Source organism: Deltaproteobacteria bacterium, assembly GCA_016223005.1.
GTDB lineage: Bacteria > Desulfobacterota > GWC2-55-46 > UBA9637 > GWC2-42-11 > JACRPW01.
In genome coordinates this window covers 1-23,660 of the sequence record JACRPW010000081.1, presented here as the reverse complement: position 1 = coordinate 23,660, position 23,660 = coordinate 1, and the positions used below count along the sequence as shown (strand labels likewise).

Genomic DNA, 23,660 nt, shown 5'->3' with positions numbered 1-23,660 from the left:
GCGCGCAGGTTGAAACACTTATAAGAGGTTCAAACTTTAGTTTGAAAGAATGGCTCTTTACCACAGACCATAAAAGGATTGCTGTCCTTTATATGATAGGCTCATTTGCTGCTTTTTTTCTGGCAGGGATTATGGCAATGCTAATGAGGACAGAACTTGCGTATGTCGGACCTACTGTTACCAGCAACCCTACGACATATAATGTCTGGCTTTATTTTCACGGTGCTGCAATGATACTTGGCTATCAGATACCGGCGGTTACAGGTTTTTTTGCAAATTACTATGTGCCGATTATGATAGGCGCTAAGGATGTGGCATTTCCAAGACTCAATGCCTTAAGCGTATGGCTCTTCTGGATGGGCATTGTGCTTGCGCTCCTCACATTTGTAATACCTGACCCGCCTGATATTATGTGGACAGGCTATCCGCCGTATTCAACAGGCCCTTTAAGCGGCAACACAGCCTTTTATACATGGACAGTTCTTCTCATCGGCTTTTCATCCATTGCAGGCGGCGTGAATTTCCTGACAACCATAATACGGATGCGGGCGCCCGGAATCACATGGGATAAGTTAAACATCTTTATCTGGTGCATAGTGGGAGCGTTTATTATTCAACTGGTCTTTGTCCCTGTGCTTGGCACTGCCGTTACCATGCTGACCCTTGACAAGTATATCGGGACAAACTACTTTAATGCATCAATGGGCGGAACAGCCATTATATATGAAAACCTGTTCTGGTTCTATTCCCATCCTGCTGTGTATGTGATATTCCTTCCGGCAGTCGGCATGCTGTATGAAATAACCGCTACATTTTCCAGAAACAGGGTGTTTAATTACAAAGGCGTTGTCTATGCAGGCATAATCGGAACAGTTGCGCTTAGCGGCGAGGTGTGGGTTCACCATATATTTGTATCAGGCATGCCTTCGTGGATAGTAATCCTGCAATCCTTTACAACACTTTTAATCAGCGCGCCTGTTGGTTTGCTTATGATAGGGCTTATTGGAACTCTATGGCGCGGCTCAATAGACTTCAAGACGCCCATGCTTTATGTCGTAGGTTTCCTGTTCTTGTTTCTCATTGGAGGACTCACAGGCATACCAAATGCCATGTCTGCAATATATATCCATATACACGGCACACAGTGGATAACAGCCCATTTCCATTATGTCATGGCAATATCTGTAACAACCGCCATAATCGGCGGCACTTATTATCTATGGCCAAAAATGACAGGCAGGATGTATAGTGAAACCCTTGGGAAACTTGGATTTTACCTGTTTTTCATTGGCGTAAATCTTACATTTTTCCCGTGGCTTTATCTCGGCTACTTAGGTATGCCAAGGAGATATTATGACTATCAACAGTTTCCCCAGTTTCAACCGCTGCAGGCGTTTATAACCTATTCATCTTATTTAATATTCGTTTCAGCATTGGTTATACTCATCTCACTTATACACTCCCTTATTAAAGGTGAGAAGGCGCCTCAAAACCCATGGGGTTCAAAATCTCTGGAGTGGACGCATACTCAATCGCCGCCTCCTCCGGGGAATTTTAAAGAGCCTGTAAAGATTTCTGAAGATTGGGATCCGTATGGGTATGATAAATAAACGCAAAACCTTTAAACTTATGGTAGGAGCCATCTCCAGATGGCGATAATCGCAAACAGAGTTTGCTCCTACCATGCTCCTGATAAAATGATAAATAAGTTAAAAAAACAGCATCTTTCAATTATTTTTACCTTTGTCATCTGGTTCATCAGTTGCGGAACAGCCTTTTCAGTTTCCACCACATCTTTTTCTGAGTTGTCTAACCAGAATACCTTAGGCAAGGCAGAAGAGGCGGTAGGGAAAAAGGTTGGCGATTACACCTTAACTAATCAGGATGGAGAAAGATTTCATCTAAACAGCCTTCTGGATAAACCGCTTATCGTAAGTTTTGTGTATACAACCTGCGATTACGCGTGTCCTATGATAACCCAGCACCTTCAAGCGGCTGTCAAAGAGGCAGGCAGAGACTTCGGAAAAAAGTTCAGGATTGTTACAGTAAGTTTTGACCCTGAAGATACATCCGAAAGTGTCAGAAAGTTTGGGGGTAATTTTACGAATGATTTTAAAAACTGGCTCTTTGCAACAGCAGATAAAGAAACCATTGCAAATCTTGTAAAGGATGTAGGGCTTTCATACACAAAAACAGGCAGCGGTTATCAGCACATTAATTTATTTACGATAGTTGACACAAAAGGCACGGTATATAAACAAGTCTATGGAATAGACTTCAAGCCAAAGGCTGTCCTTAAAACCATAGATATGGCTGTTGAACAAAAACGGTTATGGGTGCACTTTGCAAATATATTTGACACCATTAAATCCGTCTGTTACACCTATGACGCAAATACAGGCAGGTATGTGCCGAATTTTGCCATGCTTATACCGATTATTCTTGGGGTAACTACATTATCAGCGATTGTATTCCTTTTTGTTTATATGCTTCGTGGAAACAGGTATAGGGAAGAGAGCCGCATAACACCGAGAGACATCAGCAGCAAAAAGATATTTTAGGGACAATAGAGGAGAAACATAATTATGTTCAGATTAAGCAAAGGCGCAGAATATGCCATAAGGGGTCTTGTTTTTATGGCTATGCAGGAAGACGGCACAAACCTTGGCAAAGAGGGGTTTTATAAAATCGTACAGGGGTCCCGGAGGCGGATTTTTGCTTGCCCAGTCTCTTTCAAAGATAACCCTCCTTGATATTATTGAGGCAATGGAAGGCGGAATATTTCTAAATGACTGCCTCATAAAAAAGGGGTTTTGTCCGAGAGACGAGGTCTGTCCTGTTCATGATGTATGGAAGGAGGCACAAAAGAGGTTTCTTGATTATTTAAGCAGTGCCACATTGGATAATATTGCAAAGTCAGGAAGGATAAAGGAGAAGAAATAGGGTCTTTTATTAAGTCTATTAAAACCCGAGGCAAAAAAACTGTTTAAACTATTGCACTAACTTTATAGATGCACTTATTAGTACCCTCCTCTTGCCGATGCCTTTATACCCCTTGCAATACCAATCTCTTCATCTGTCAGATAACACCCTGGGTCTTCTGCCCAGACATCGCTGTGTATTACCTCTGCCCGAACCCTGTAATTCCCGCCGCATATATCAAGGTAATGACATGCCTTGCATCTGCCTTTAACCATCTTTGTTTTATTTTTAAGCCCCTTCATCAAGGCATCGGATGTATCATTCCATATCTCGCTGAATCTTCTTTCTTTCACATTGCCAAATGAGTAATGAAACCAGAACTGGTCAGGATGAACATAGCCCTGACTGTCTATGCAGCCTATGCTGACGCCGCTTGAGTTTCCGCCTCTTTTCTTTAACATGGCATAAATCTTTTCTGCCTTTTCAGTATTTTCGCTCCTTGCCTTGAGATACAGATAAACGCCGTCAGCATCATTGTTGCCTGTCAGGACATCCTTATCAAGTCCCCTTCTATAAAAATCCATTGTCTTATCAAATATAAAATCCATTGCATGTCTTGTCTCATCATGTGAAAGGTCGTCTTTCTTAATCCTTTCACCCCTGCCTGAATAAACAAGATGAGATATGTAAATCCTTGGTATGTTTTCTTTCTCTGCAAGTTCAAAGATTTTAGGCAGTTCATTTATTGTTCGCTTACTCATTGTAAATCTTATGCCGACCCTTATGCCTGCATCCCTGCAATGCCTCATACCAGCAAGCCCATTTTTGAATGCGCCTTTGGCGCCCCTGAAACTGTCATTCACCGCGCCAGTCCCATCAAGGCTGACACCAACATATGCAAAACCAGCATCCTTTATCTTCTTTGCAATATCTTTATCAATCAAAATGCCGTTTGTTGAAAGCGCTGTCCTTATGCCTTTATCCATTGCATATTTTGCCAGATGGAATAAGTCCTGTCTCAATATCGGATCGCCGCCTGAAAATATTAGGACAGGAACTTTGAAATCAGCAAGGTCATTTATAAGGTTTATGCCGTCTTCTGTTGAGAGTTCATCATTGTAATGGTGATCAAATGAATCAGAATAGCAGTGGACGCAGTGCAGATTGCACCTTCGGGTAACATTCCAGACAACAACAGGCCTTTTTTCATTTGAGAATTGAAGGAGTCTTGGAGATGTTCCATGTCCGTAAGATTTAACCCCTTCGGCTATTTTATCAATCTCGCATAAAAGTTTTGTTACACCGAGCATAAAGACCTTTCGTGTTCAGAATACACCTTACTTCACAATAATCTTTCCGCGCATATTATAGTCGCGGTGGTACTTGCAATAATACTTATACTCCCCTGTCTTGTCAAATGTAATATAGAACTGCCTCTCTGGTTTTATATTTTCAGAACTTTTAATAGTTGCATCTTCAAATGTAACTGTGTGATGGCTGTCATCATCATTTATCAATATAACTGTATCACCTGTTTTGATGGTCAGGACTTCGGGATGGAACATCCAATCCCTCATACCAACCTTAAATTCTTCTGCCCATACAGGACTAAAGCAAAGGATTACGAGGGGCAGAAAAATAAATCTAATGCGTTTTATTAGTTGCATTGTATTTTCCAATCGGTTTATCAAACGGAAGTTTTTTTATAACCTCCATTCTTTCTATATCATATATAAATACAGCACCGCCTTTTTCCCTTATACTCACTAATGCAAACCTGCCGTCTTTTGTAAATTCAGTGTGCATAGCAAACCGCCCTTTTTCGGGGATAACCTCTTTCACAACCGTAAAATCCTTTTTATCAATCAACTGCATTGTGTCTGTATTTGTATCAACCCATATATAAGGAATAGATTCATGGGTTCTTGCAAAGTACCCCGGACCCTTTAAGTTTATCTTTGCAATAATATCCCATTTATATAATTCAATGATTGTCATGGTTGGAGACTTGATGTGCGGAAATGCTGCAAATGTTTTACCGCCATCTTTCCACAACGCAGCAGATGCAAGATGCGGCATACCGCTTATTTCAAAATTCTTTATTACCTTTCTTTCTTTCATATCAAAGACTGTCAGATGTTCCCCGTTTCTGGCAGCGCCTATAAGATATTGTTCAGTCGGCTCTATAAAAAAATCACTGAAGGGCTGGTCAATCATTATCTTCTCTGTGTTAAAATTATTATTATAATCTATAAGCCATACCTCTGGCTTCTCACGCAGGGCTGCAACAAATAAACCTCTTTCCTTCAAGGTATATATTGCACCAATCCTCGTATCAACATCAACCATAAAAACAGGCTCCATCTTCTCTGCATCAATGAAGACCATATTTTGAGGCAGAAGATTTGCAACTGCTATAAGCCTGCCATCATTTGAAACAGCAAGATTTCTTGAATTTATGCCCGCCCTTATCCTTGCGACTTCTTTAAGATTCTTTAAATTATATTGGACAAGCCAGCCGTCCCTTGAGAGTATATATGAAAAATTAAAATTATAATCAAACTTTGGTCCCCCGTGCATTGCGCCAACCTTAATCTTGTCAATGATATTAAATGTATCCCCATCCATGAAATGAACAATGCCTGTTCCGCCCTCAACAATCATAAAGAGGTTGGACAGGTCAATATCTTTAGGCTGAAGGCTTGAGGTTGGAGGCTGAAGGTCTTGTGGAATAATCTTGCTGTTTAGGATATCATTTCTGTCCCATTTTGGCTTTTCAATCGGGGTTTTTATATAGGAGATAATAGCATCTACTTCACTTGCCTTTAAAATCTCTTTGAACGGCAGCATATTTGTGGCAGGAAGACCGTTTAATATAGTCTCTTTTATTTCATTGTTGTTTTTACTACCAACTGTTTCCTTAAACAACGGGGGCGCTGATACGCCGTATCTTTCAGGGTGGTGGCATGAACTGCAGTGTTTGAGATAAAGTTCCTGCGGGGTTTCAGCAAAAGAAATAAGAGGCATTATTATAAAAAAAAGGGCTGTGGCACTGCGCCATAGCCCGTATTTAAACAAATGTTTCACAAACTACTTTCCAAATTTTTCTTTTATAAAGGTTACAATATTCCAGATATTGTCTTTTGAAATGTTTGTATCTGAACCCGGACCAAAAGCCTCCATGTCTGTGCTCTTACTGCCGTTTTCTATAATCCAAAACAATTGCCCGTCAGGCTTTTTGGCAAGATAATCTTTGGTAAATGCCTTTGGCTTGATTTCCAAGTCCTTAGAACCACTGCCTTTGCCGTCACCTGTTTCACCGTGGCATTTCTTGCATTTCTTCATATAAAGTTCTTCGCCCTTTGCAACAGCATCCTTACCCTTTGCAGGATTTTTCATGTCCAGATATTCCTTTGGCGCTGTTGGAGTCTTATGTTCTTCAGCAGCCATCAGAGGAACGGAAATAAAGAAGGCGATTGCAATAATAATTCCAAATATTACCTTTGCATTCATCTTATACCTCCTTTTGGGGGATTTTAGTAGCATGCCGATTTATCGGCATGCTTTTAACCGCGCCCAATGAAGTGGGCAGCTACAAAAAAAGGTTGAGAGGCATGACACCTCTCAACCTTTTCTAATAACAACAACTACTTCTTAATATATATCATACCTTGTGTTATATACATTGAACTTGCCAGTAGGTGTAACAAGTCTTGCATCTGTTATCCTTGTCTTTTCCTTCAGGGTCTTGTCATCAAATACGATGATTTCGCCCTTCTTGTCCCACAGGGAAATCCATACCTCATCTCCTGCCTTGTTATACTCTATGTGAACAATCCTGCCCCTGTTGCCAAGTTTTATAACCTTTGGCTCTGCATCAAGGTTCTTAATGTTATATACTGTAATGCTCCTGTATGCATCTTCTGCCTTAGCAAGGGTATGGTCTATCCAGAGGTTGCTGCTCTTTGGATGGGTCTTTATAAAGAGTCCGCCTTCACCTGCTGTCTTGAGTTTTCTTACAACCTTCCATGCATTTGCCTTATAATCGCCTTCTGGGTCTGTTCCTATAAGCGCTACCATTGGCTCGCCAAGATGCGGTGTTGCATACACAGGACCAAATTTCGGGTCATTGAAGTTTGCGCCCCTTCCAGGATGAGGCTTTATGCCTGTTTCAACTATTGCCGCAAGTTTCTTTGTCTTTGTATCAACTGCAACAACCTTGTCTCTCATGTTTGCTGCAACAAGAAAATATCTCTTTGATGCATCCCAGCCGCCGTCATGGAGGAATCTTTCTGCCTCGATTGCTGTAACCTTTAAATTCTTAATATCTGAATAATCAACAAGTAGTATCTGACCTGTTTCTTTAACATTTAATATAAACTCCGGGGCATTGTGAGATGCAACTATTGATGCAACCCTTGGCTCAGGATGATACTCGTTTGTATCATATGTATAACCCCTTGTCCCAACTACCTTTAATGGCTCAAGGGTCTGTCCGTCAAGGATAACATATGATGGCGGCCAGTAATTGCCTACCACAGCATATTTGTCATAGAATCCCTTATACTTGCTGGAATCAATTGACCTTGCTTCAATGCCTGTCTTTACCTCTGCAACAGTCTGCGGCGGGTCCATCCATAGGTCAACCATTGTTGCCTTTGCATCCCTGCCGATTGTATAGAGATACCTTCCAGAATATGAATACCTAAGTGTATGAACAGCGAAACCGCTGGCTACTGTTGTTACAACCTCTTTTGTATCGCCGTCAATAATTCCAATCTGTCCTGCATCTCTTAATATTACTGCAAAGAAGTTTTCAATGTTCCTCTTATGAGCAGGCGCCTTTGGCCTCTGGTCAGGCGGAACAATAAGTTTCCATGAAGCCTTCATTTCCTTCATGTTCCATTCAGGCGGAGCAACCGGGGTGTTCTGGACAAACTTTGCCAGCAGTTCTGATTCTTCTTTGCTGAGAACACCTGTTGTCCCCCAACCAGGCATGCCGCCTTCTGTGCCGTTGTAGATGATGTCAGTGAGTTTTGCAACTGTCTTTGTGAGTGTCTTGTCCGGTGTGAGAGGCTTGCCTGTAGCGCCCTTTCTCAGTGTTCCGTGACATCCGCCGCACCTGTTAAAATAAATCCCCGTTGCCTTTGCGAAATCCTCTTTTGAGATTTCAGGCACAGGCTGCAGTGCAGGCGCCTCAGCAGCCTTGCTGATACCAATATTCGCTATCACGAATACAGGTATCAATAAAACATAAAACAATAATTTCTTCATAATTCCCTCCTCCTTTTAAGGTAATATTTTCCGTGATAATAGTCTAAAAAAAATACCATGTCAAGAAAAAACCATACCTGATTTTTAATAAAATTAGTTGCCAGTTTTTATGTTTTTACTAATCACTAATTACTAATAACTAATTACTGTTTTTCTTTACCACCCCCCTCCATATCAGGCCATGGAACCTCGGCATGAACAAGATTGTAATGGCACTCTATACAATTCAATCTTTCCACTCCCTGCTTACTGCCTGCAGGGACAGGCTTTTTCTTATCTATTGCTTTCTTATGTGCCTTTAGATTTTTTAGTCTTGCATCAAACCTTGTGCCATGACAGTCCCAGCACTTCTGGCTGTTGGTTTCCAGAAAGCCCTCTCTTACGGTTTTAGCAAGCCTTGGTCTTATCTCCTCCCACTCTATCTTATCTCTTATAGACTCTGAAATCTTATGAAACGGACTCTCACCATAGCCACCTTTGTTTATATATATATACTTCCACCTAACTACCTGTGTAAATGTATGCGGTTCATGACATCCTGTGCACGATGGTCTTAATCCTGACGCATTTGCATAATGAGGCGATTTTTTAAACTCCTCATAAGGCTGCATATGGCGTTCTGCGCAGCCCACGCCAACGCCGTAGTTTGTCTTGTTATAATCAGCGCCCTTATATGCCTCATAAGGCACAAACAGTTCATGACACACAAGACAGATGCCAATATCATTTGTCCTGTAGTTAAAGTGTCTTACACCTGCAAAAACAACTATAAAAATTACAATGCCAATCGCTATTGATGTAATTAAGGCTTTTTTCGTCATATTAAACATCCCAATAGAAATATCTAAACAAGCAATTAAAAAGTAAAATCATTTGAGTCTTTGATTCTTTTGTGCAGTAATAATAGACCGTCCAATGATATTGCTTAATTCTTCAGCCTCCTGAAGAATATCTCTTAACTTATCAGAGGGAATTATCTTTGCTTGTTCAATAACCTTCAACCAATAGATAGATTCTCGCAACTCTTTCAATACCACCTTGAGTTTATGAATAAAATCTCCTGTGCTTTCAGCCCCTCTTGCCTCCTCATAATTAGCACCCGGTGAAGTTCCTGATCTGAGGAGTTGATTAGAAATATGCTTATTAACCGTACTATTGTGTAGTGAGTGTGCCAGACGAATAATTCTTACCGAAAACCTAACCAGTCTATCAGCAATATCAACACCCTTACTCATTTTAATTTTAAATTTTCTATTTAGATATTTCTATTCAGTTTTTCTCCTTATAAATCTCCACATGCTTGTTATTATCAACCTTTACATCGCCATATTTATCACCTTTTTGCGCAGGCTCAATTTTAACTACTGTATCAAACCATGCCTGCCCTCCGCCAATCGGGTCAACTGAAACAGGTATAATATCATTCGGATTTACGCCCTTATCACGCCACCAGAGATTATCATCTATGTCTAAATCCTCCATCTCCGCACTTACAACAGGGTTTGCATATGGATTTGCCTGCGCAACCCTGCCGTATGCCCATCTGCCTGCTGATGCAGAAATCGCAGCTGTCTTTGTGTTGATTCCATTTGTAACAAATACCTTTGTTACAATGTAACCAACAGGACTTATAACCCTTACAAGTCCTCCGTCTTTTATGCCTAGTTTTAAAGCCTCTTTCTTGTTGAGCCACACAGGGTTTGAATGGACAATTTCTGAAAGATATTTCAGATTGGATGTCCTTCCGTTTGTATGGTATGCCCATTTGAATGTTGTTAAAACAAACTCGCCTTCCTTTAACCCTTTATGTTTTGGGTTATCCTGCCACACAGGCAGTGCTGCACCTGCCTTTTCAAATTCCTTTATATGTATCTGAATCTTTTTTGAAAGAGTGGAGAACCCACCCTTTTTATAAGAACCGAAAACACCATCAACAGCCTTGCCATTCTCATCAACAATCTTTCTGCCTTTTGAATCAAGTTTTCCATAAACAGGGTACGTGCCTGAATTCATAATATCCTCATACTTGTCCTTTAATTCAGGTGTCTCCTCAATCTGTTTTTTAACCCACTCTGCTTCGTCTTTAAAATCCCATGCTCCTCCAATGCCTTTGCCTTCGGTATCAATTGCCTTCACAATCTTTTGCATCACAACCCTTACATCCATTGCCTCACCCTGAGGTTTAACAATAGGTGTTGTAACACTAACCCACGGTTTTAAGGCAGTAGGGCTGCTTACCACTTCATGCCTTTCTACAGAAACAACATCAGGGAGTATTATATCAGCCAATATGACTGTCTCACTCATAAATGGACTGAATTCAACAATGAATGGAACTAATTTTTCGTCTTTTAATACCTCACGCCATAAACTTGCAGCAGGCGCTGAATAAGCAGGATTACTCATATAATTTAGCAGTATTGCTACTTTCTGGCTGCTGTCTTTTATTTTAAATGGAAGGGCATAATTCATCTCTCCAGCCTTTTGCCCTTCGCCTTTTGCCTTTAGCCCTGGTATTTTTACATCAAACTTCCTCGGCAGACATAAACCGCCTTTTGCATCAATACTTCCTGTGATTGCAGATAAAAGAACTGCCGCCCTTTCCTGAAGCGTGCCGCTTGCATGATATGTAATGCCATTCTGTGTAAATACAATCCCGGGTTTTGTCCTGTTTCAAATAAGATGCAAGTTTATCTGAAGGGTAGTTTGTCCATTTGTTGATAAATTCCGTATCAGCAAGCCCTTCCTGCATAATTACATTTGCCATTGCAAGCATTACAATGCCGTCTGTGCCGGGGAATATGGGAAACCATTCATCGCTTCTGCCGGCAGTATTTGAAAGCCTGACATCAAAGGTTACAAGTTTCATCCTCTTTTCAACAATTGCATCTGCAAGCCTCTGGGCAAACGGGAATGCTGTTTCTATGATATTCGCGCCAAAATTCAAGACATATCTTGCATTGGCAAAATCAGGGGTTAGTGTGTCAACACCGACAGTATCTTCCAACATCTTCTTTTTGTTCGGATTGCTTAAGGATATTGTCCTGCTCCTGAATACACTCTCCGAACCTATACTCTGCATGAACCTTGTCAAGGCGCTGTCTTTGTATTCGCCTGTATTTAAAACAAGAGCCTTTGCTGCGCCGCTGTCCATTGCAGTCTTTATGCGGCTTGAAACATCTTTTATTGCCTCATCCCATGTTATTCTCTTCCATTTGCCTTCACCTCGTTTACCTATTCTTTTCAATGGATACAAGAGCCTGTCAGGGTCGTATGCTGCCAAAAGACCTGCCATGCCCTTTGGACAGAATTTGCCCCTTGTGGCAATATGGTCAGGATTGCCCTCAAGTTTTACCACTTTGCCGCCCTCAACAAATGCAATACCTGTGTCGTGATATGGACACAATGTGCAGACATAGCTATATGTTGCCCTTGGATGGAACGGTCTTATTTGATGGCGGTCTTCACCGCCAAGTTTAAGTTCCATTGCCTGAAGGGTTTTAGAGCCACCTGTCAGGATTACACCTGACGCAGCGCCGAGTTTTAAGAAATTTCTTCTAGTAAGTTTTGGCATAAAACCTCAACGGAGATTAAAAATCAAAATGCAAAAATTAAAATGACAAATTAAAATTTAAAAATAAAGTTCCTTAATTTTGACTTTTGATATTTAATCTCTAATATTTTTTCTAAAAAAATGTCTGCAAATACTGACCGCCATATACCCACCAGTGCCTCATGCCCCATATCGCAGCAATGACAAGGAAACAGGCAAGGAGCACTCCGCCGACAGTCTTTCTAAATGGTGTAAATGCAAGTATGATAAATGATGCCACAAGAGCAACCACATTCAACCAAAAATAGTATGTCCTCATAACACCAAGTAGTATATATTTCAGATAAACAAACTCATCATCAGTTCCATAGGTAAGTTGAAGATACTCATTAAATGTTAGAAGTATCTCAAATGCAATCCCAAACATCATAACCTTGCCAAGTTCAATTATAAGTTCGTTGTCAACAGGCTTGCCAAATCTTACAAGGTTCTTGAGCCAGAAAAGCACTATAAGCATCCCTGTCCCTGATATAAATGCGCCTGTCAGGAACAAAAGCGAAGCGGTGGCAGTATGGTTCAACCCTCTGGTTGGATTGAGTTGAATTACAACGCCCGTGTACCAATGCGTTGATGCAGCAAATGTCATTGCCAAAAGCCCAAAAACCCTTGCCCACTTCGCATTATGCTTATAAATAAAAATCGCATAGATGACCATAAAGGTTGTATAGAGTATCAGAAATATAGTGCCCCATGACATAGGCGCTGTCCCGTGCCAGTATCCTGGTAAAAGCAGATAAAAAAATCTGAAGGGTTTTCCGAGGTCTGCTATTAAAAATGGCGGTATTATCAAAAGCACTATAATAGAAAAGATGTTGGCAAATAGCCCGATAGGCTTATATCTATTTATGCCAAACACCCATCCAAATGCGGATATAACATGCGCCCCTGCGCTAACACCCATAAGGAAAAAATAGATGGCAATAGGTTCACCCCATGTTGCATGGTGGAAGACATTCATTATTACCTGACTTTCCATAGATTCACCTTAACCTTTTGTAGTTTGCCGATTTATCGGCGCCTGTAACTCAAACCTTCAGGTTTGAGATTTTCAAGGCTAAAGCCTTGAGTTACAATACGCCCAATAAATTGGGCAACTACAAATACACCCATAGCATCACAGATGGGCTACCTATTCAACACAAGCCTTTTTAACGCCTTGCCAATCTCTATAAACTTATGCGGTATCTCTTCAATAAATGTCCCCATATTTTCAAAAATCCGTCTTGTTGTTGATTCGCCTTCTATTAAATCGCCATGCATAGCAGGATGGTTTTTCTTAAAATCATTAAACTCTTCTCTTAATTGTTCGCTTCTGTGTCTGTAACTATGCACCTCGTCCATTATATCTTTATCCGCCATTATATAATATACCTGCGGGTTTGTCCCAATCTCAGGCTTTAAAACAGTAACCCTTTCAGTTGCAAGGAGTTTAGCAGCCTCGCTGTTCGGGTCGTTCAAATCGCCGAAGAGCCTTGCGCCTCCAACACACGCCTGAACACAGGCTGGACTTACACCCTGCTTCACTCTATGAACGCAGAATGTACATTTGTCTACCACAGCAACCGGCAAACCCATATTCGTCCTTTTTGCAGGAAGGAAATGCCTTGCATTATAAGGACATGCAATCATGCAAGTCCGACAGCCGATGCACCTATTGTATCTCTGAAGCACAAAACCATCCTGATGCTTGTATGTCGCCTGAGTAGGACAGTGCCTTACGCATACAGGATAGTCGCAATGATTGCATAACCTCGGCATAAAGATTTTTCTTACATCAGGATATTCACCCTTTTCAGAGACCTTTACCCATGTCCTCCACACGCCAAGCGGAACATCATATTCTGTTTTATCAGCAACAACACACGCCATGCAGCCAATGCACTTGCGGAGGTCAATAACCATGCCATAACGTCTTGTGCCGGGAACTCCCATAGTCCCGGGTGTCTGGATGCCGTAATGACGGTGCTCTGAATGGGCCTCTTTATTAATTACTGTTTCTGACATTTATCTCCTCAACACCGACTATAAATCAAAAATCAAATATAAAAAATCAAAATTACAAATCAAAATGTAAAATTATCTCTTGCCCTTCAAAGTAAGAATACTGGAAGCCAGTATGTTGGCTATTTCTATTGTTTCATTCAAAAGTCTATCAGATTGTTTCATGTCGGCTTTACCAGAATCTCTTAACAACTCTAACCAAAATTTAGTTTCGTTCGCTGATTTTAATGCGTAACTAAAGAAATTTGTATAGTCTTTTCTGGAACTGGCTGAATTAGATTCAACAACATTTGCTCCAATGCTTGTTGCACTCCGAAGCAATTGATTGCTAATAATTTCACAAGTCTTTTCTTTTGGTAATTCATCTATAAGTTTTATTATTTCAAGAGCAAACTCGTTTTTTAAATTCATTTTTGAATTTTAACTTGTCATTTTGCATTTTGATTTTTCACTTTTGACTTTTTTCAACTTCCACCTTCCCATGCGCAAGATTATAATGGCAGTCTATACAAGTCTTCTTTTCTTCCACCATCTTTTTATGCGCAGAAGTTGCATCTTCATTCTCAGATTTCATTGCCTGCGCCACATGACAGTTCCTGCAAGGAGCGCTGTCATTCTGATGAAGTTCATCCCTGACCTTTTTTGCAAGGGCAGGCTTTACTTTTTCATAATCTTCTTTTGTCTTAGGAGCGCTTAACTGGGAAAGACTATCGCCTATAATTCGTTTGAACTTTGCAATACTGTCGCCTCTTGTGATATGACAGTCAACACAATTAGGCAGGATGCCAACCTTGCTTTTATAATGTTTGGATTTCTGAAATTCTTCAGCAGGAAACTTCATTGCATGGCAGGATGTGCAGTATTCTATGGTATTTGTGCGACTGTCAACTATCTTTAATCCTGCTGTTATAATAAAGAGGATAATGATAGTTAATGCAATAACAATAAGATATGTGTATCCGAAACTCTTTTTTCCTGATGCAGTCACCAATTTCCCCAGGGCAAAATATTTAGTTTAGCCTTCCTTACACTTTAAACTGACATTTGTCAAGTTTTTTTGTTTTTTTGTTTTTTTATTGTTGCCACCCACCATCGCTTAATACCTACCTGTCTCCACCAGCGCCTGCGCCAACCTGTGAAAATATGGGTTGATAGTAGATATTTCACCTGTCATATGTTCATCCATAAACAGCCCTATTGCCTCCTCTGCCTTTTTAAGATAATCGGCATTGCCAGTAAGTTTATATGCCCTAAAAAGTGCATATGCCATTACACCATTCTCTTTAGGAGGCTTTTCGTCTATAAAGAGTTCACCATTTCTATAGAAATCCTTGCTTGTGCTCCGCCTCTCAAAGAAACCACCGCCCTTTGAGTCATAAAGCCTTTCCATGGCAAACCTTATTATAGAACCCTCTGCTATCTCCAGTAATCTCTTCTCCTTAGTAGCCTTATACGCCTCTAAAAATGCAAGCGCCATCCATGCATTGTCCTCTAACTGACCATCAAGAAAGCCTTTTTTCTGGACATTGTCATAGTAACTTAAGACCCCGTTTTGGGTAATCATTTCCCTCTTGAAGAATTCAAGAGCCTTCTTTGCTATCGCCTTGTATCTTGCATCCTTTAGGCTATCGGACGCATATAAGAGGGCAATAATCATCTTGGCATTGGAGACAGTATAGGAATTCTTATCAATTGCAGGATGCTTAACCCTCTTTCTTTCCTCTGATGTCCAATGGTAGTAGACCTCATCGGCATTCTGACTTCCATAAAACCTACCGTCCTTATGGTCGTAAAGATTGTTAAGGACATACTCTATAGACTTTACAGCTACATCTTTATATTTTGAGACCCTTGTAATCTCATATGCCTTCAGGAAGAGCCTTATGAGGTCTGCATTCTCCAGAAGTGTCTTCTCGTAGTGCGGGATTGACCAGTCCCTCTCTGTAGCGTATCGGAAGAAACCACCTTCAACATGGTCAAAGATACCTACTATCCTGTCCCTTTTCTGAAGTTGCTCTACCTCGTCAATGAGCGTCCTCTCTTGAACCCTGAGTTTGCTCAACTCTTCAAAAGAAGGATGTCTTCGTTCAACTAATTTCTGTTTCAAGCCTGCCATATGGTCAAGGGTATTGGTAAGCATCTCAAGGAGTTTTTTATCCCTACCCCTTTCATAAATCTCTGCTACCCGGAGCATCTCCTCTGCAAAAACCTTTTTCTCTTCCTGCCCAAAGCCCCCAAAGACAGTGTCATAATCCTTTAAAATCACCTTCTCAAATCCAGAGAGATACCTCTTCGATCCTTCCTTGTTTGGGAGGGTGATACCTTTTAGTTTTTCTCCCTTTGACTGGGGAGAAGGCATTTCACCCTTACTTACAGATTTCAATGTCCACATAAGGGTTGAAAGGAGTTCATCCTTAGAGAGATACCCGAAGGATGAAAATAATTTCTCACCCCCGGGGGTAAGGGTAATAGTAAGAGGTATGCCTATGCCAGGGTATTTGCGGACTATATCCCTCCTCTTGTCATGGTCAACAAATATCGGGATATATTGGGTATTGAGATAGTTTGAAATTTCCTTATCCTCCAGTGTATTTTCCTCATAAACATGGCACCAGTGACACCATGAGGCTGTTATGAGGATAAAAACAGGTTTGTTCTCTTTCTTGGCATCTTCAAATGCCTGAGGTGTATATTCTCTCCATTTTATAAGGGATGTGTCATGGGTGTATCCCCAACCCATTCCAACCCCCATAATCAGTAACCAGCAGCAGGCAGCCAACAGAATTACAAAATAAAGACTACAACAAAATGTTGCAGCCTTTCTTAATAAAACAATGCTCATTATTTCTACTTGCCAAACTTTTCATAGATATATGTGACTAACTTCCATATATCATCCTTTGAAAGATTCATTTCGCTGCCTGGACCCATTGCCTCCATATCTGTATTCTTACTACCGTTTTCAGTAATCCAGAATAATTGTCCAGGAGGTCTTTTCGAGAGATAGCCCTTGGTAAATGCAACCGGCTTTATTTCCAAATCCTTTGCCCCAGAACCCTTGCCGTCACCCTTCTCGCCATGACATTTCTTGCACTTTTTCATGTATATCTCTTCAGCCCTTGCAATGACATCCTTATCAGCCTTAAATGGATTTTTTATGTCAATGTATTCCTTTGGCGCTGTCGGAGTCTTGTGCGCCTCAGCAGCCAGAATGGGCGCTGCTACCATAACAACTCCCGCCATAATCCCCAATATCTGTTTTACCATAATTTCCTTAACCTCCTATGAAAGAAATTGATTACACAGATTTCTAAAATACGATTACGCAGATTTAAGACTACTATTTATTTTTATCTGTGTAATCTGCCTCTATCCCCAGAGACCTGAGGATTGGCATGCTTGGACACCAGTTTGTAAAGGCTGACTGCAAAAGATTCAGCCCCATAAACGCAGTCAGTAGTAACCATTTAGGTGAATGCAACTGTGTCAATCCCAAACTTAGTAATACAACAAACCCTGCTGTACCTCTGAGCCATCTTTCCATCATCTTTTCACCCTCCTCATCTAAAATGTCTTTTTGCGGCTGTCTGCCTTGTTGGCAAACCGTTTGGATGGGAGGCTTTTAGAGGCAACGGGTTTGCAGGCAGGGCAGACAGCCGCAAAATTCATAAAAAGGCTTTCTCAAAAAAGGTCAGTATGGACACCCTGGTCTCCTTTGGATATCCTTTATTTGCACTGTTCTTATAATCTTATTCCCCGATCCATCTGTAACAGTAAGTGTTACTGTATAAGTGCCGTACTTTTTGAATTCGTGGATGCATTCCTCATCCTCGCACGGCTCCTTATCTATCTCATCCCCGAAATCCCAGTAAAAGGACTTTGCCTTATCACCGCTCACCTTTGCCTTAAATGTAACCTCCAAGGGCGCCCTGCCTGTTAATGGGCCTGCCTCTATCTCCACATTAATGGCAGAAATGACCTCTGTTGACGCAAAGAGGACTACCAAGACAGATACGCCATATGTTAATACCTTTTTCAGCCTTGACCTCAACATGTCCTTCACCCCCTTTTTAAATAAAGGTTCAATCTTCCTCTAAAAATAGACATCAAAGGACATATATACATTATCCATACGCTCCGGCGATGGGAAGAGGAGCTGCGGATTGCTATCTAGATCCTTGGGTGCTCCAAGGAAGAGTCCGCTTCCGCTATATTTAAAGTTATATCGCTGGTAACCAACCCTGAGTAATGCCTTGGATAGTTTCCCTATAGGTTCTTTTGTTAGGTCGTATGTCCAGTAGACCTCTTCCACATGACCCCTGGTAGCAATCTTGCTTCCATAGATATCATCAGACCCTGATGTAAATGGGAGCCAGTACTTTGAACCATAGTTGAACTCAAAACCAAATTTACTATTACCATATGGAACCCTTATACCTGTATAGATTACATGACCTGTGTGTCTCTTCTTTTCACCACCTTCATCCATCAAAAGTCCGCCTGGGGATGCCATCACATCGTATGCCGAATCCCCGTATACCCCGCTGCTATTGCCATCCACAGGGAATCTCCAGTTAGAAATATTATCAGGGTCGGTTTTGGAAAATCCTGTAGCTAAAAATAGCTCTGCACCCAAACTTCTATTCATTACAAGGAAACCGCCGCTTGTAACATCACCTATGTTTGCAGTTGCCTGCTCAGCAAGGTCCGGAAGTTCAAATGCCTTTGTGAGCATCACATTAACAAGGGTATCCTTCGTATTATAGAGGTCAATATTAAACCCTGAGAAACTTGCATCGTTAAGTGAGTTGATTCTACTCTCTCTAAGTCCTGATTCAAACCCTTTTCCATAACAGATGCGGAATGTAAACCCTGGAAGGGCTTTAATCTCCGGGGCATACCCTATCATGGCTCCATCAAAGGCATAGTCATAGAGATAGCCCGGAGGGGTTCCAAGCCTCTCTGTAAATTCCATGCCTTCTTTTAGTTGAAGGGGCGGTCCTTGAGTAGATGGTCTCCTGCCGATTGATACCCACCAGTTCTTAATGCCGCCCGGCTCCAGCCACTCAAAAAATGCCCTATCAACCCTTAAGGCATTATCTGATGGTTTGTGTGTCCTGTTTCCATCAAAGAGCATGGCATTTTGAAGTTGAAAACTCTCAAACCTATCCCCTGTCCAGATGGATGTGCCAAGCGGTGACCCTGTCTCCTGACCCCATATCTTATACATGGAGAACCGGCTTATGAAATCTATATCCTTTGTTACATTTGCCTTAAGATTGAGCCTTAGACGGTTTGTATTGAGGAAGTCATCATCAGCTCTAAATTCCCCATAGGTCCTTGGTTGGTATGCGCCCCATGGTATTCCCCCCAGCGTAACATTCGGATTCCATCGGAATCCTGTAAAGTCATTAAAGTTTGCATGGATGGAATCTACTTTTAACCTGAAATCACCTTTGAGTTCAAACCTGCCCCACGGTTCTACCTTTTTCACAACCTTTTCCATCTCCTTTGTTTCCTTCTTGATCTTCTTGATCTCTGTTTCCTGTTTCTCGTCTTTCTTCTTACCCTCCTCCATCTCCTTCTTCAACTTTTCCAGTTCCTTATAAAGCCCATCAATCCTCTGCTGAATAGATTCATCAGCAGCAAACACAGGGGACGGCAATAGCAACAAGAGGGCAAGAGCCACAACACCCAATATCTTTTTTGCGGATAATCTCATAGACTTACCTCCTCTTTGAAGATGTGGGGACAGATGTGGGGACAGATTTCAAATCTGTCCCCACATCGCTATCAAACCTTCATCATATCCTTATGTCTGTAGGCTATAAGGATGTCCATGAGTTCTGTCGCCTGCCTTTTAGCCTTCTTATCTATCTCAGTCTTCAGGGTCTTTAAAGCGCCTTCCACCTCTGGTCCAAAAAGTTTCTTTAGATAGGTCAAAGGTATCCTTGGTTCGTCAGTAGGTTTCCCATTCTTATCAAATTTCGGAGAAGACAGGGGCGGCACATAAAAGACATTTGGCAATGTCCCCTTTTCAGGGAACAAGGGCAGCGCCACCTTCCATTTCTTCGCCAGTTTATAGACCGGACCATCCACATCATCCACATAACTCTGAAATCTTGCCCTTCCAACACATTGACGGACACAGGCTGAAGCAATACCCCTCTCCAATCTGGGGAAGCAACTGATACACTTCTCTGACTGACCTTCGCTATCCTTTTGAACAGGATTGACCCTGGTGGGATTAAAGTAATGCTTCTTATAAGGGCATGACTTGATACACCTTTTGAGTCCTTCACATTTCTCCAAATCTATAACAACAATCCCGTCCTCTTCCCTCTTTCTTACAGCCTTTGCCTTGCATGCAGGAACACATGCAGGGTTTGTGCAGTGGTTGCATAACCTGGGAAGGTAAAAGTAATAGTTATTGGGATATTCACCTTCGCCCACCTCTTCGTCCCAGTTGGGTCCCCAAGTAGGATTGCTTGCAGGTTTTAGAACCTTATCCTTACCCTCCATAAACGCAGTATAATTAAACTCAAAATCGCCGCCGTAATCAGCCTTCTTAGGAAGCTCGCCTACTATAACCTTCCCTTTAGCGTCAAACCCTGTATCCTTCATATCCATATACCCTTTTGGATACCCCTTTCCCGGCATGGTCTCTACATGGTTCCAATACATATAATCCCTGCCATCGCCTATGGTCCACTGGGTCTTACATGCCATAGTGCAGGTCTGACAACCAATACATTTATTAAGGTCTATTACCATCCCTATCTGTCTCATATTTTAGCCTCCTTTCGGACATCAACAGAGGATTCACCCATAATGCGGTTCCCATCCCAGAATGAGGAGGCGGACATATGTCCATACTTGCCCACAAGTTCCAGTGGCGATATAGATGCCGCCAATGGACTATTGTAACCCTTCCCACCCTCAAACTGGATGTCCTCCCATGCATGCTCTGTCCACACCGCATCCGGGGGTATGCTATTTGATAATTTTGCCATTGCCTTGAAATCGCCCACATCGTTAAATACCCTGACCCAATCCCCATCCTTTATACCCTTCTTTTGGGCTGTAGCAGGATTCAGGCATACATATGGAACACCCCTCTGGAGTCTTTGCTGAAATTTCTGTGTCCTCCAGTTGGTGTGAATTCCATGCCGGGTATGGGAGTCAAAAAATGCCAATGGGTATTTGGATGGTCTTATAGGTCCCTTCCCTGTTGGGACAGGGCAGCCCATCTTAAGGTAAAGGTCATAGTCCACATAGAACTGCTGTCTTCCAGATGTGGTCGCATAGGGCTTCTTGAGATAGACATGGGGTTCATTTGGATAAAAAGGCTGGTCAGGATAAAGGGGGCTTGTCTGCCCTGCCTCAGAGTTTAGGACAACAAACCCATCTTCTACAGTCTTCTGAATGGGCTGGTGCTTTATAGCAGGCATCAGCGCAACAATATAGTCAAAGAGTTCCTTCTCTTTCAATATGGTCTTTCCCTCCACTGTTGTAAAGTCCTTATAGATGGTGTGGAGGTTCCTCTTTAATGGCAGAGTGTCGTCTTTAGGGTCTTTAAATTTTTTGTCCTCCACTGCTGATACACCCTTACGTTTTGCGACCTCCTCTATCTTCATACAAAGTTCGGAGCATATATCCCACTCGGATTTAACCTCACCGGGCGTCTTTAAGCCCTTGGGTGGAACCATCACATTGCCAAACCTGCAGTATCCAGGGTCCATCCGCAGCTCATAACTCTCATAGTTGGCAAGGGTAGGCAGAAGTATATCTGCATAATGTCCGGTGGAACTCATACGGATATTCAAATCCACAATGAATTCAGTCTGCTTTAAAAAGGTATCCTGTGACTGTTTCTGCGCCGCAGACCTGGGGAACTTATTGTCGCTGATGAAGATTGCGATTTCAGGTTTGCCGTCGTAATCAAATCCGCCGTCTTTTATAGCCCACTCCCCAAGTTTAATAACCTCTTCTTTGGTCATACCCACTTTCTCTTTAAACTCCTTGTCATCGTAATGGGTGTTGAAACTATTCTTTTGGTCCAGGCAAAACCAGTCGCCAAGAAACCCTGAACCGCCGCGGCTGGGCGCAGGGGATGAAAGCGGACCTGTATTTCCAAGATTCCATTCATTGTCTATATCCAGTCCTCCCTTTCTTCCTCCATGACCTGTAAGCGCCAATGCCAGCGCCTGACCCCATGTGCCGAGCACCCCCCAGTAGTACTTGTGGGTGCGGTAGCCGCCTACTATAAGGGCCTTATCTGCCTTGGCAAAACGACGCGCCTCTTCATAGACGATACTCGGATTGATGCCTGTATCCTTCTGGGTCTTTTCAGGCGGGAACTTTTCCAACTCCTTCTTTAAAATCTCAAAGGCTGTAGTAACCTTTATATCCTTCCCTGCAGAGGTCTTTATGGTCCATGTCCCCTCAATCGCCGGGTTTACCCCTTTGGGTAATTTTATAGTTTTTTCATCACTTCCCATACTGCCACGCGCCTCTATTGCCTTGGAGGTATTCAGGTCATAAAAATAAAATACATCACCTTTACCCTCTATCACCATATCAGATTGCCTGAGGAGTTTTCCATTCTCTGTCTTTACCAGAAATGGTAAATCAGTCTGCTCCTTTATAAATGCCTCGTTATAGAGTTTTTCCTTGAGGAGCGCATGGTTAAAGGAAGCCATAAATAGGCTGTCTGTTCCAATCTTTATCGGCACCCACAGGGAACTAGCCCTTGCTGTTGGGTTATAATCAGGACAAACTGTAACCACCCTGTTCCCTTTATACTTTCCTTCATTTATATAATGGGAATCTGCGAGCCGCGCCACCATAGGATTTGCAGCCATTATCAAGAGATAATCTGCATCATACCAAGCCTCAGTGGTAGTCCCTATAAGAGAGTTGCCATAGACTATAGTAGCCCCTGGAAACATATCGCCTACAGGTCCTGCCGCATTAAGGCTTACAGAACCCATCAGGGAACGGAAACGCAAACCCGCAGCCCTCCTTAACGGAGACAGGACACCCAGTCCTGCATACATCATCACCTTTCCAAAATCCCCATTTTTAACCTTATCTACAAGTTTTTCGGCTATTTCAGTATATGCCTCATCCCATGTAATCCTCTTCCACTTCCCCTCACCCCTTTCCCCCGCCCTCTTCATAGGGTATAAAAGTCTATCCTCCTGATAAAGGGACTGACTGTGCATTGCGCCCTTATTGCATCCCCTTGGATTTGCATCAGGGATGTCAGGCCTAATCTGCGGGTAGTTGGCTACCTGCTCTTCTCTGGTAATACGACCCTCATTCTCAAATGTCTGCCATGCGCAGTTTCCCTTACAATTCACACCATGGGGTGAAAAACCTGTTGTGCCGCCTCTGGTATAGGCAAACTTTGACTTATATATATCTGTGGTATACTGACTCCATTGTCTTAAATCCTTAGGCACATACTCCTTTTCCGCAGGCGCAGCTCCCTCTGATGGGTGAGGGAAGCCAAAGATAGCAGTTGTGGCAACCAGTCCCCCTGTAGTCTTTAGAAACGCCCTCCTATCCATATCACCTGTAAATTTTTTAGCCATAAATCTCCCCTCCTTTCATTTCATTTATATAGAGACCTTTGAAAAATGCCCCTTCTTTGTCATTCCCACGAAAGTGGGAATCCAGAAGGCATTGAGAACACTAGATTCCCGTTTTCACGGGAATGACCATAAAACCATACAGGGTGAAATTCAAAGGTCTCAAACGTAATATACACATAGCGAGGTACTTTTTAAGCATAGGCAGGTTGGAGTCGTCCTGCCATTCATCCATAGAACCCCAATAACGCCTG

General features: G+C 42.1%; 23 protein-coding genes. 3 read left to right on the top strand and 20 right to left on the bottom strand.

The window, feature by feature from the left end; translation table 11 throughout:
• The 3 genes from HZC45_08625 to HZC45_08615 form a co-directional block, all read left to right on the top strand.
• On the top strand, window positions 1–1,610 hold a 1,610-nt coding region (locus HZC45_08625), incomplete at its 5' end, for a cbb3-type cytochrome c oxidase subunit I (protein MBI5683206.1).
• An 87-nt stretch (window positions 1,611–1,697) separates the two neighbouring features.
• Complete coding sequence (locus tag HZC45_08620; protein MBI5683205.1) at window positions 1,698–2,561, top strand: SCO family protein; 864 nt, start codon at window positions 1,698–1,700, stop codon at window positions 2,559–2,561.
• Between the two features lie 103 nt (window positions 2,562–2,664).
• Window positions 2,665–2,943, top strand: a complete 279-nt coding sequence (locus HZC45_08615) for an Rrf2 family transcriptional regulator (GenBank protein MBI5683204.1) — start codon at window positions 2,665–2,667, stop codon at window positions 2,941–2,943.
• A 77-nt stretch (window positions 2,944–3,020) separates the two neighbouring features.
• On the opposite strand, the gene HZC45_08610 is transcribed toward HZC45_08615, so the two are convergent.
• The 20 genes from HZC45_08610 to HZC45_08515 all read right to left on the bottom strand — a co-directional run bounded on the left by HZC45_08610 (window position 3,021) and on the right by HZC45_08515 (window position 23,409).
• Entirely contained in the window at window positions 3,021–4,232 is a 1,212-nt protein-coding gene (locus HZC45_08610) for a radical SAM protein (GenBank protein MBI5683203.1), read from the bottom strand.
• 27 nt (window positions 4,233–4,259) lie between these two features.
• Window positions 4,260–4,589 carry a cupredoxin domain-containing protein gene (locus HZC45_08605; protein MBI5683202.1) on the bottom strand — a complete coding sequence of 110 codons (330 nt, stop codon included), beginning with the start codon at window positions 4,587–4,589 and terminating at the stop codon, window positions 4,260–4,262.
• On the bottom strand, window positions 4,567–5,949 hold the full coding sequence (locus HZC45_08600; protein ID MBI5683201.1) for a c-type cytochrome: 1,383 nt from the start codon (window positions 5,947–5,949) through the stop codon (window positions 4,567–4,569). Before HZC45_08600 ends, HZC45_08605 begins: the two co-directional genes overlap by 23 nt.
• A 63-nt stretch (window positions 5,950–6,012) precedes the next feature.
• Complete coding sequence (locus HZC45_08595; protein MBI5683200.1) at window positions 6,013–6,435, bottom strand: c-type cytochrome; 423 nt, start codon at window positions 6,433–6,435, stop codon at window positions 6,013–6,015.
• 141 nt (window positions 6,436–6,576) lie between these two features.
• A complete protein-coding gene (locus HZC45_08590; protein MBI5683199.1) occupies window positions 6,577–8,196 on the bottom strand; it encodes a c-type cytochrome in 1,620 nt (539 codons plus the stop codon).
• 143 nt (window positions 8,197–8,339) lie between these two features.
• Window positions 8,340–9,017 carry a NapC/NirT family cytochrome c gene (locus HZC45_08585; GenBank protein ID MBI5683198.1) on the bottom strand — a complete coding sequence of 226 codons (678 nt, stop codon included), beginning with the start codon at window positions 9,015–9,017 and terminating at the stop codon, window positions 8,340–8,342.
• A gap of 48 nt (window positions 9,018–9,065) precedes the next feature.
• Window positions 9,066–9,431, bottom strand: coding sequence for a four helix bundle protein (locus HZC45_08580; protein ID MBI5683197.1), 366 nt, complete (start codon window positions 9,429–9,431; stop codon window positions 9,066–9,068).
• Window positions 9,432–9,465: 34 nt separating this feature from the next.
• Entirely contained in the window at window positions 9,466–10,668 is a 1,203-nt protein-coding gene (locus HZC45_08575) for a hypothetical protein (GenBank protein MBI5683196.1), read from the bottom strand.
• An 88-nt stretch (window positions 10,669–10,756) separates the two neighbouring features.
• Window positions 10,757–11,770 (bottom strand): molybdopterin-dependent oxidoreductase, encoded by a 1,014-nt coding sequence (locus HZC45_08570; protein ID MBI5683195.1) that lies wholly within the window; start codon window positions 11,768–11,770, stop codon window positions 10,757–10,759.
• A gap of 112 nt (window positions 11,771–11,882) precedes the next feature.
• On the bottom strand, window positions 11,883–12,785 hold the full coding sequence (nrfD, locus tag HZC45_08565; GenBank protein MBI5683194.1) for a polysulfide reductase NrfD: 903 nt from the start codon (window positions 12,783–12,785) through the stop codon (window positions 11,883–11,885).
• Between the two features lie 149 nt (window positions 12,786–12,934).
• Window positions 12,935–13,741: a 4Fe-4S dicluster domain-containing protein gene (locus HZC45_08560; GenBank protein MBI5683193.1), complete on the bottom strand. Its 807-nt coding sequence runs from the start codon at window positions 13,739–13,741 to the stop codon at window positions 12,935–12,937.
• Window positions 13,742–13,885: 144 nt separating this feature from the next.
• The gene (locus tag HZC45_08555; protein ID MBI5683192.1) at window positions 13,886–14,221 is read right to left on the bottom strand and encodes a four helix bundle protein; all 336 of its coding nucleotides are present in this window, start codon (window positions 14,219–14,221) and stop codon (window positions 13,886–13,888) included.
• A gap of 37 nt (window positions 14,222–14,258) precedes the next feature.
• Entirely contained in the window at window positions 14,259–14,798 is a 540-nt protein-coding gene (locus HZC45_08550) for a NapC/NirT family cytochrome c (protein ID MBI5683191.1), read from the bottom strand.
• A 108-nt stretch (window positions 14,799–14,906) separates the two neighbouring features.
• On the bottom strand, window positions 14,907–16,550 hold the full coding sequence (locus tag HZC45_08545) for a thioredoxin domain-containing protein (protein MBI5683190.1): 1,644 nt from the start codon (window positions 16,548–16,550) through the stop codon (window positions 14,907–14,909).
• Between the two features lie 107 nt (window positions 16,551–16,657).
• Window positions 16,658–17,077: a c-type cytochrome gene (locus HZC45_08540; protein ID MBI5683189.1), complete on the bottom strand. Its 420-nt coding sequence runs from the start codon at window positions 17,075–17,077 to the stop codon at window positions 16,658–16,660.
• Window positions 17,078–17,150: 73 nt separating this feature from the next.
• Entirely contained in the window at window positions 17,151–17,357 is a 207-nt protein-coding gene (locus HZC45_08535; protein ID MBI5683188.1) for a DUF2892 domain-containing protein, read from the bottom strand.
• A gap of 144 nt (window positions 17,358–17,501) precedes the next feature.
• The gene (locus HZC45_08530; protein MBI5683187.1) at window positions 17,502–17,864 is read right to left on the bottom strand and encodes a PKD domain-containing protein; all 363 of its coding nucleotides are present in this window, start codon (window positions 17,862–17,864) and stop codon (window positions 17,502–17,504) included.
• A 39-nt stretch (window positions 17,865–17,903) separates the two neighbouring features.
• Window positions 17,904–19,532, bottom strand: coding sequence for a DUF3373 family protein (locus tag HZC45_08525; GenBank protein ID MBI5683186.1), 1,629 nt, complete (start codon window positions 19,530–19,532; stop codon window positions 17,904–17,906).
• 71 nt (window positions 19,533–19,603) lie between these two features.
• Complete coding sequence (locus HZC45_08520; protein MBI5683185.1) at window positions 19,604–20,599, bottom strand: 4Fe-4S dicluster domain-containing protein; 996 nt, start codon at window positions 20,597–20,599, stop codon at window positions 19,604–19,606.
• The gene (locus tag HZC45_08515) at window positions 20,596–23,409 is read right to left on the bottom strand and encodes a molybdopterin-dependent oxidoreductase (protein ID MBI5683184.1); all 2,814 of its coding nucleotides are present in this window, start codon (window positions 23,407–23,409) and stop codon (window positions 20,596–20,598) included. The genes HZC45_08520 and HZC45_08515 overlap by 4 nt, the downstream gene beginning before the upstream one ends.
• Window positions 23,410–23,660 lie beyond the last annotated feature (251 nt).

Excerpts from the sequence above, each read along its gene's own strand:
- HZC45_08620 (MBI5683205.1), top strand. The coding sequence starts at position 1,698 with ATGATAAATAAGTTAAAAAAACAGCATCTTTCAATTATTTTTACCTTT.
- HZC45_08610 (MBI5683203.1), bottom strand. The coding sequence starts at position 4,232 with ATGCTCGGTGTAACAAAACTTTTATGCGAGATTGATAAAATAGCCGAA.
- HZC45_08605 (MBI5683202.1), bottom strand. The coding sequence starts at position 4,589 with ATGCAACTAATAAAACGCATTAGATTTATTTTTCTGCCCCTCGTAATC.
- HZC45_08600 (MBI5683201.1), bottom strand. The coding sequence starts at position 5,949 with ATGCCTCTTATTTCTTTTGCTGAAACCCCGCAGGAACTTTATCTCAAA.
- HZC45_08595 (MBI5683200.1), bottom strand. The coding sequence starts at position 6,435 with ATGAATGCAAAGGTAATATTTGGAATTATTATTGCAATCGCCTTCTTT.
- HZC45_08590 (MBI5683199.1), bottom strand. The coding sequence starts at position 8,196 with ATGAAGAAATTATTGTTTTATGTTTTATTGATACCTGTATTCGTGATA.
- HZC45_08585 (MBI5683198.1), bottom strand. The coding sequence starts at position 9,017 with ATGACGAAAAAAGCCTTAATTACATCAATAGCGATTGGCATTGTAATT.
- HZC45_08580 (MBI5683197.1), bottom strand. The coding sequence starts at position 9,431 with ATGAGTAAGGGTGTTGATATTGCTGATAGACTGGTTAGGTTTTCGGTA.
- HZC45_08575 (MBI5683196.1), bottom strand. The coding sequence starts at position 10,668 with ATGAATTATGCCCTTCCATTTAAAATAAAAGACAGCAGCCAGAAAGTA.
- HZC45_08570 (MBI5683195.1), bottom strand. The coding sequence starts at position 11,770 with ATGCCAAAACTTACTAGAAGAAATTTCTTAAAACTCGGCGCTGCGTCA.
- nrfD (MBI5683194.1), bottom strand. The coding sequence starts at position 12,785 with ATGGAAAGTCAGGTAATAATGAATGTCTTCCACCATGCAACATGGGGT.
- HZC45_08560 (MBI5683193.1), bottom strand. The coding sequence starts at position 13,741 with ATGGGAGTTCCCGGCACAAGACGTTATGGCATGGTTATTGACCTCCGC.
- HZC45_08555 (MBI5683192.1), bottom strand. The coding sequence starts at position 14,221 with ATGAATTTAAAAAACGAGTTTGCTCTTGAAATAATAAAACTTATAGAT.
- HZC45_08545 (MBI5683190.1), bottom strand. The coding sequence starts at position 16,550 with ATGGGTTGGGGATACACCCATGACACATCCCTTATAAAATGGAGAGAA.
- HZC45_08540 (MBI5683189.1), bottom strand. The coding sequence starts at position 17,077 with ATGGTAAAACAGATATTGGGGATTATGGCGGGAGTTGTTATGGTAGCA.
- HZC45_08535 (MBI5683188.1), bottom strand. The coding sequence starts at position 17,357 with ATGATGGAAAGATGGCTCAGAGGTACAGCAGGGTTTGTTGTATTACTA.
- HZC45_08530 (MBI5683187.1), bottom strand. The coding sequence starts at position 17,864 with ATGTTGAGGTCAAGGCTGAAAAAGGTATTAACATATGGCGTATCTGTC.
- HZC45_08525 (MBI5683186.1), bottom strand. The coding sequence starts at position 19,532 with ATGAGATTATCCGCAAAAAAGATATTGGGTGTTGTGGCTCTTGCCCTC.
- HZC45_08520 (MBI5683185.1), bottom strand. The coding sequence starts at position 20,599 with ATGAGACAGATAGGGATGGTAATAGACCTTAATAAATGTATTGGTTGT.
- HZC45_08515 (MBI5683184.1), bottom strand. The coding sequence starts at position 23,409 with ATGGCTAAAAAATTTACAGGTGATATGGATAGGAGGGCGTTTCTAAAG.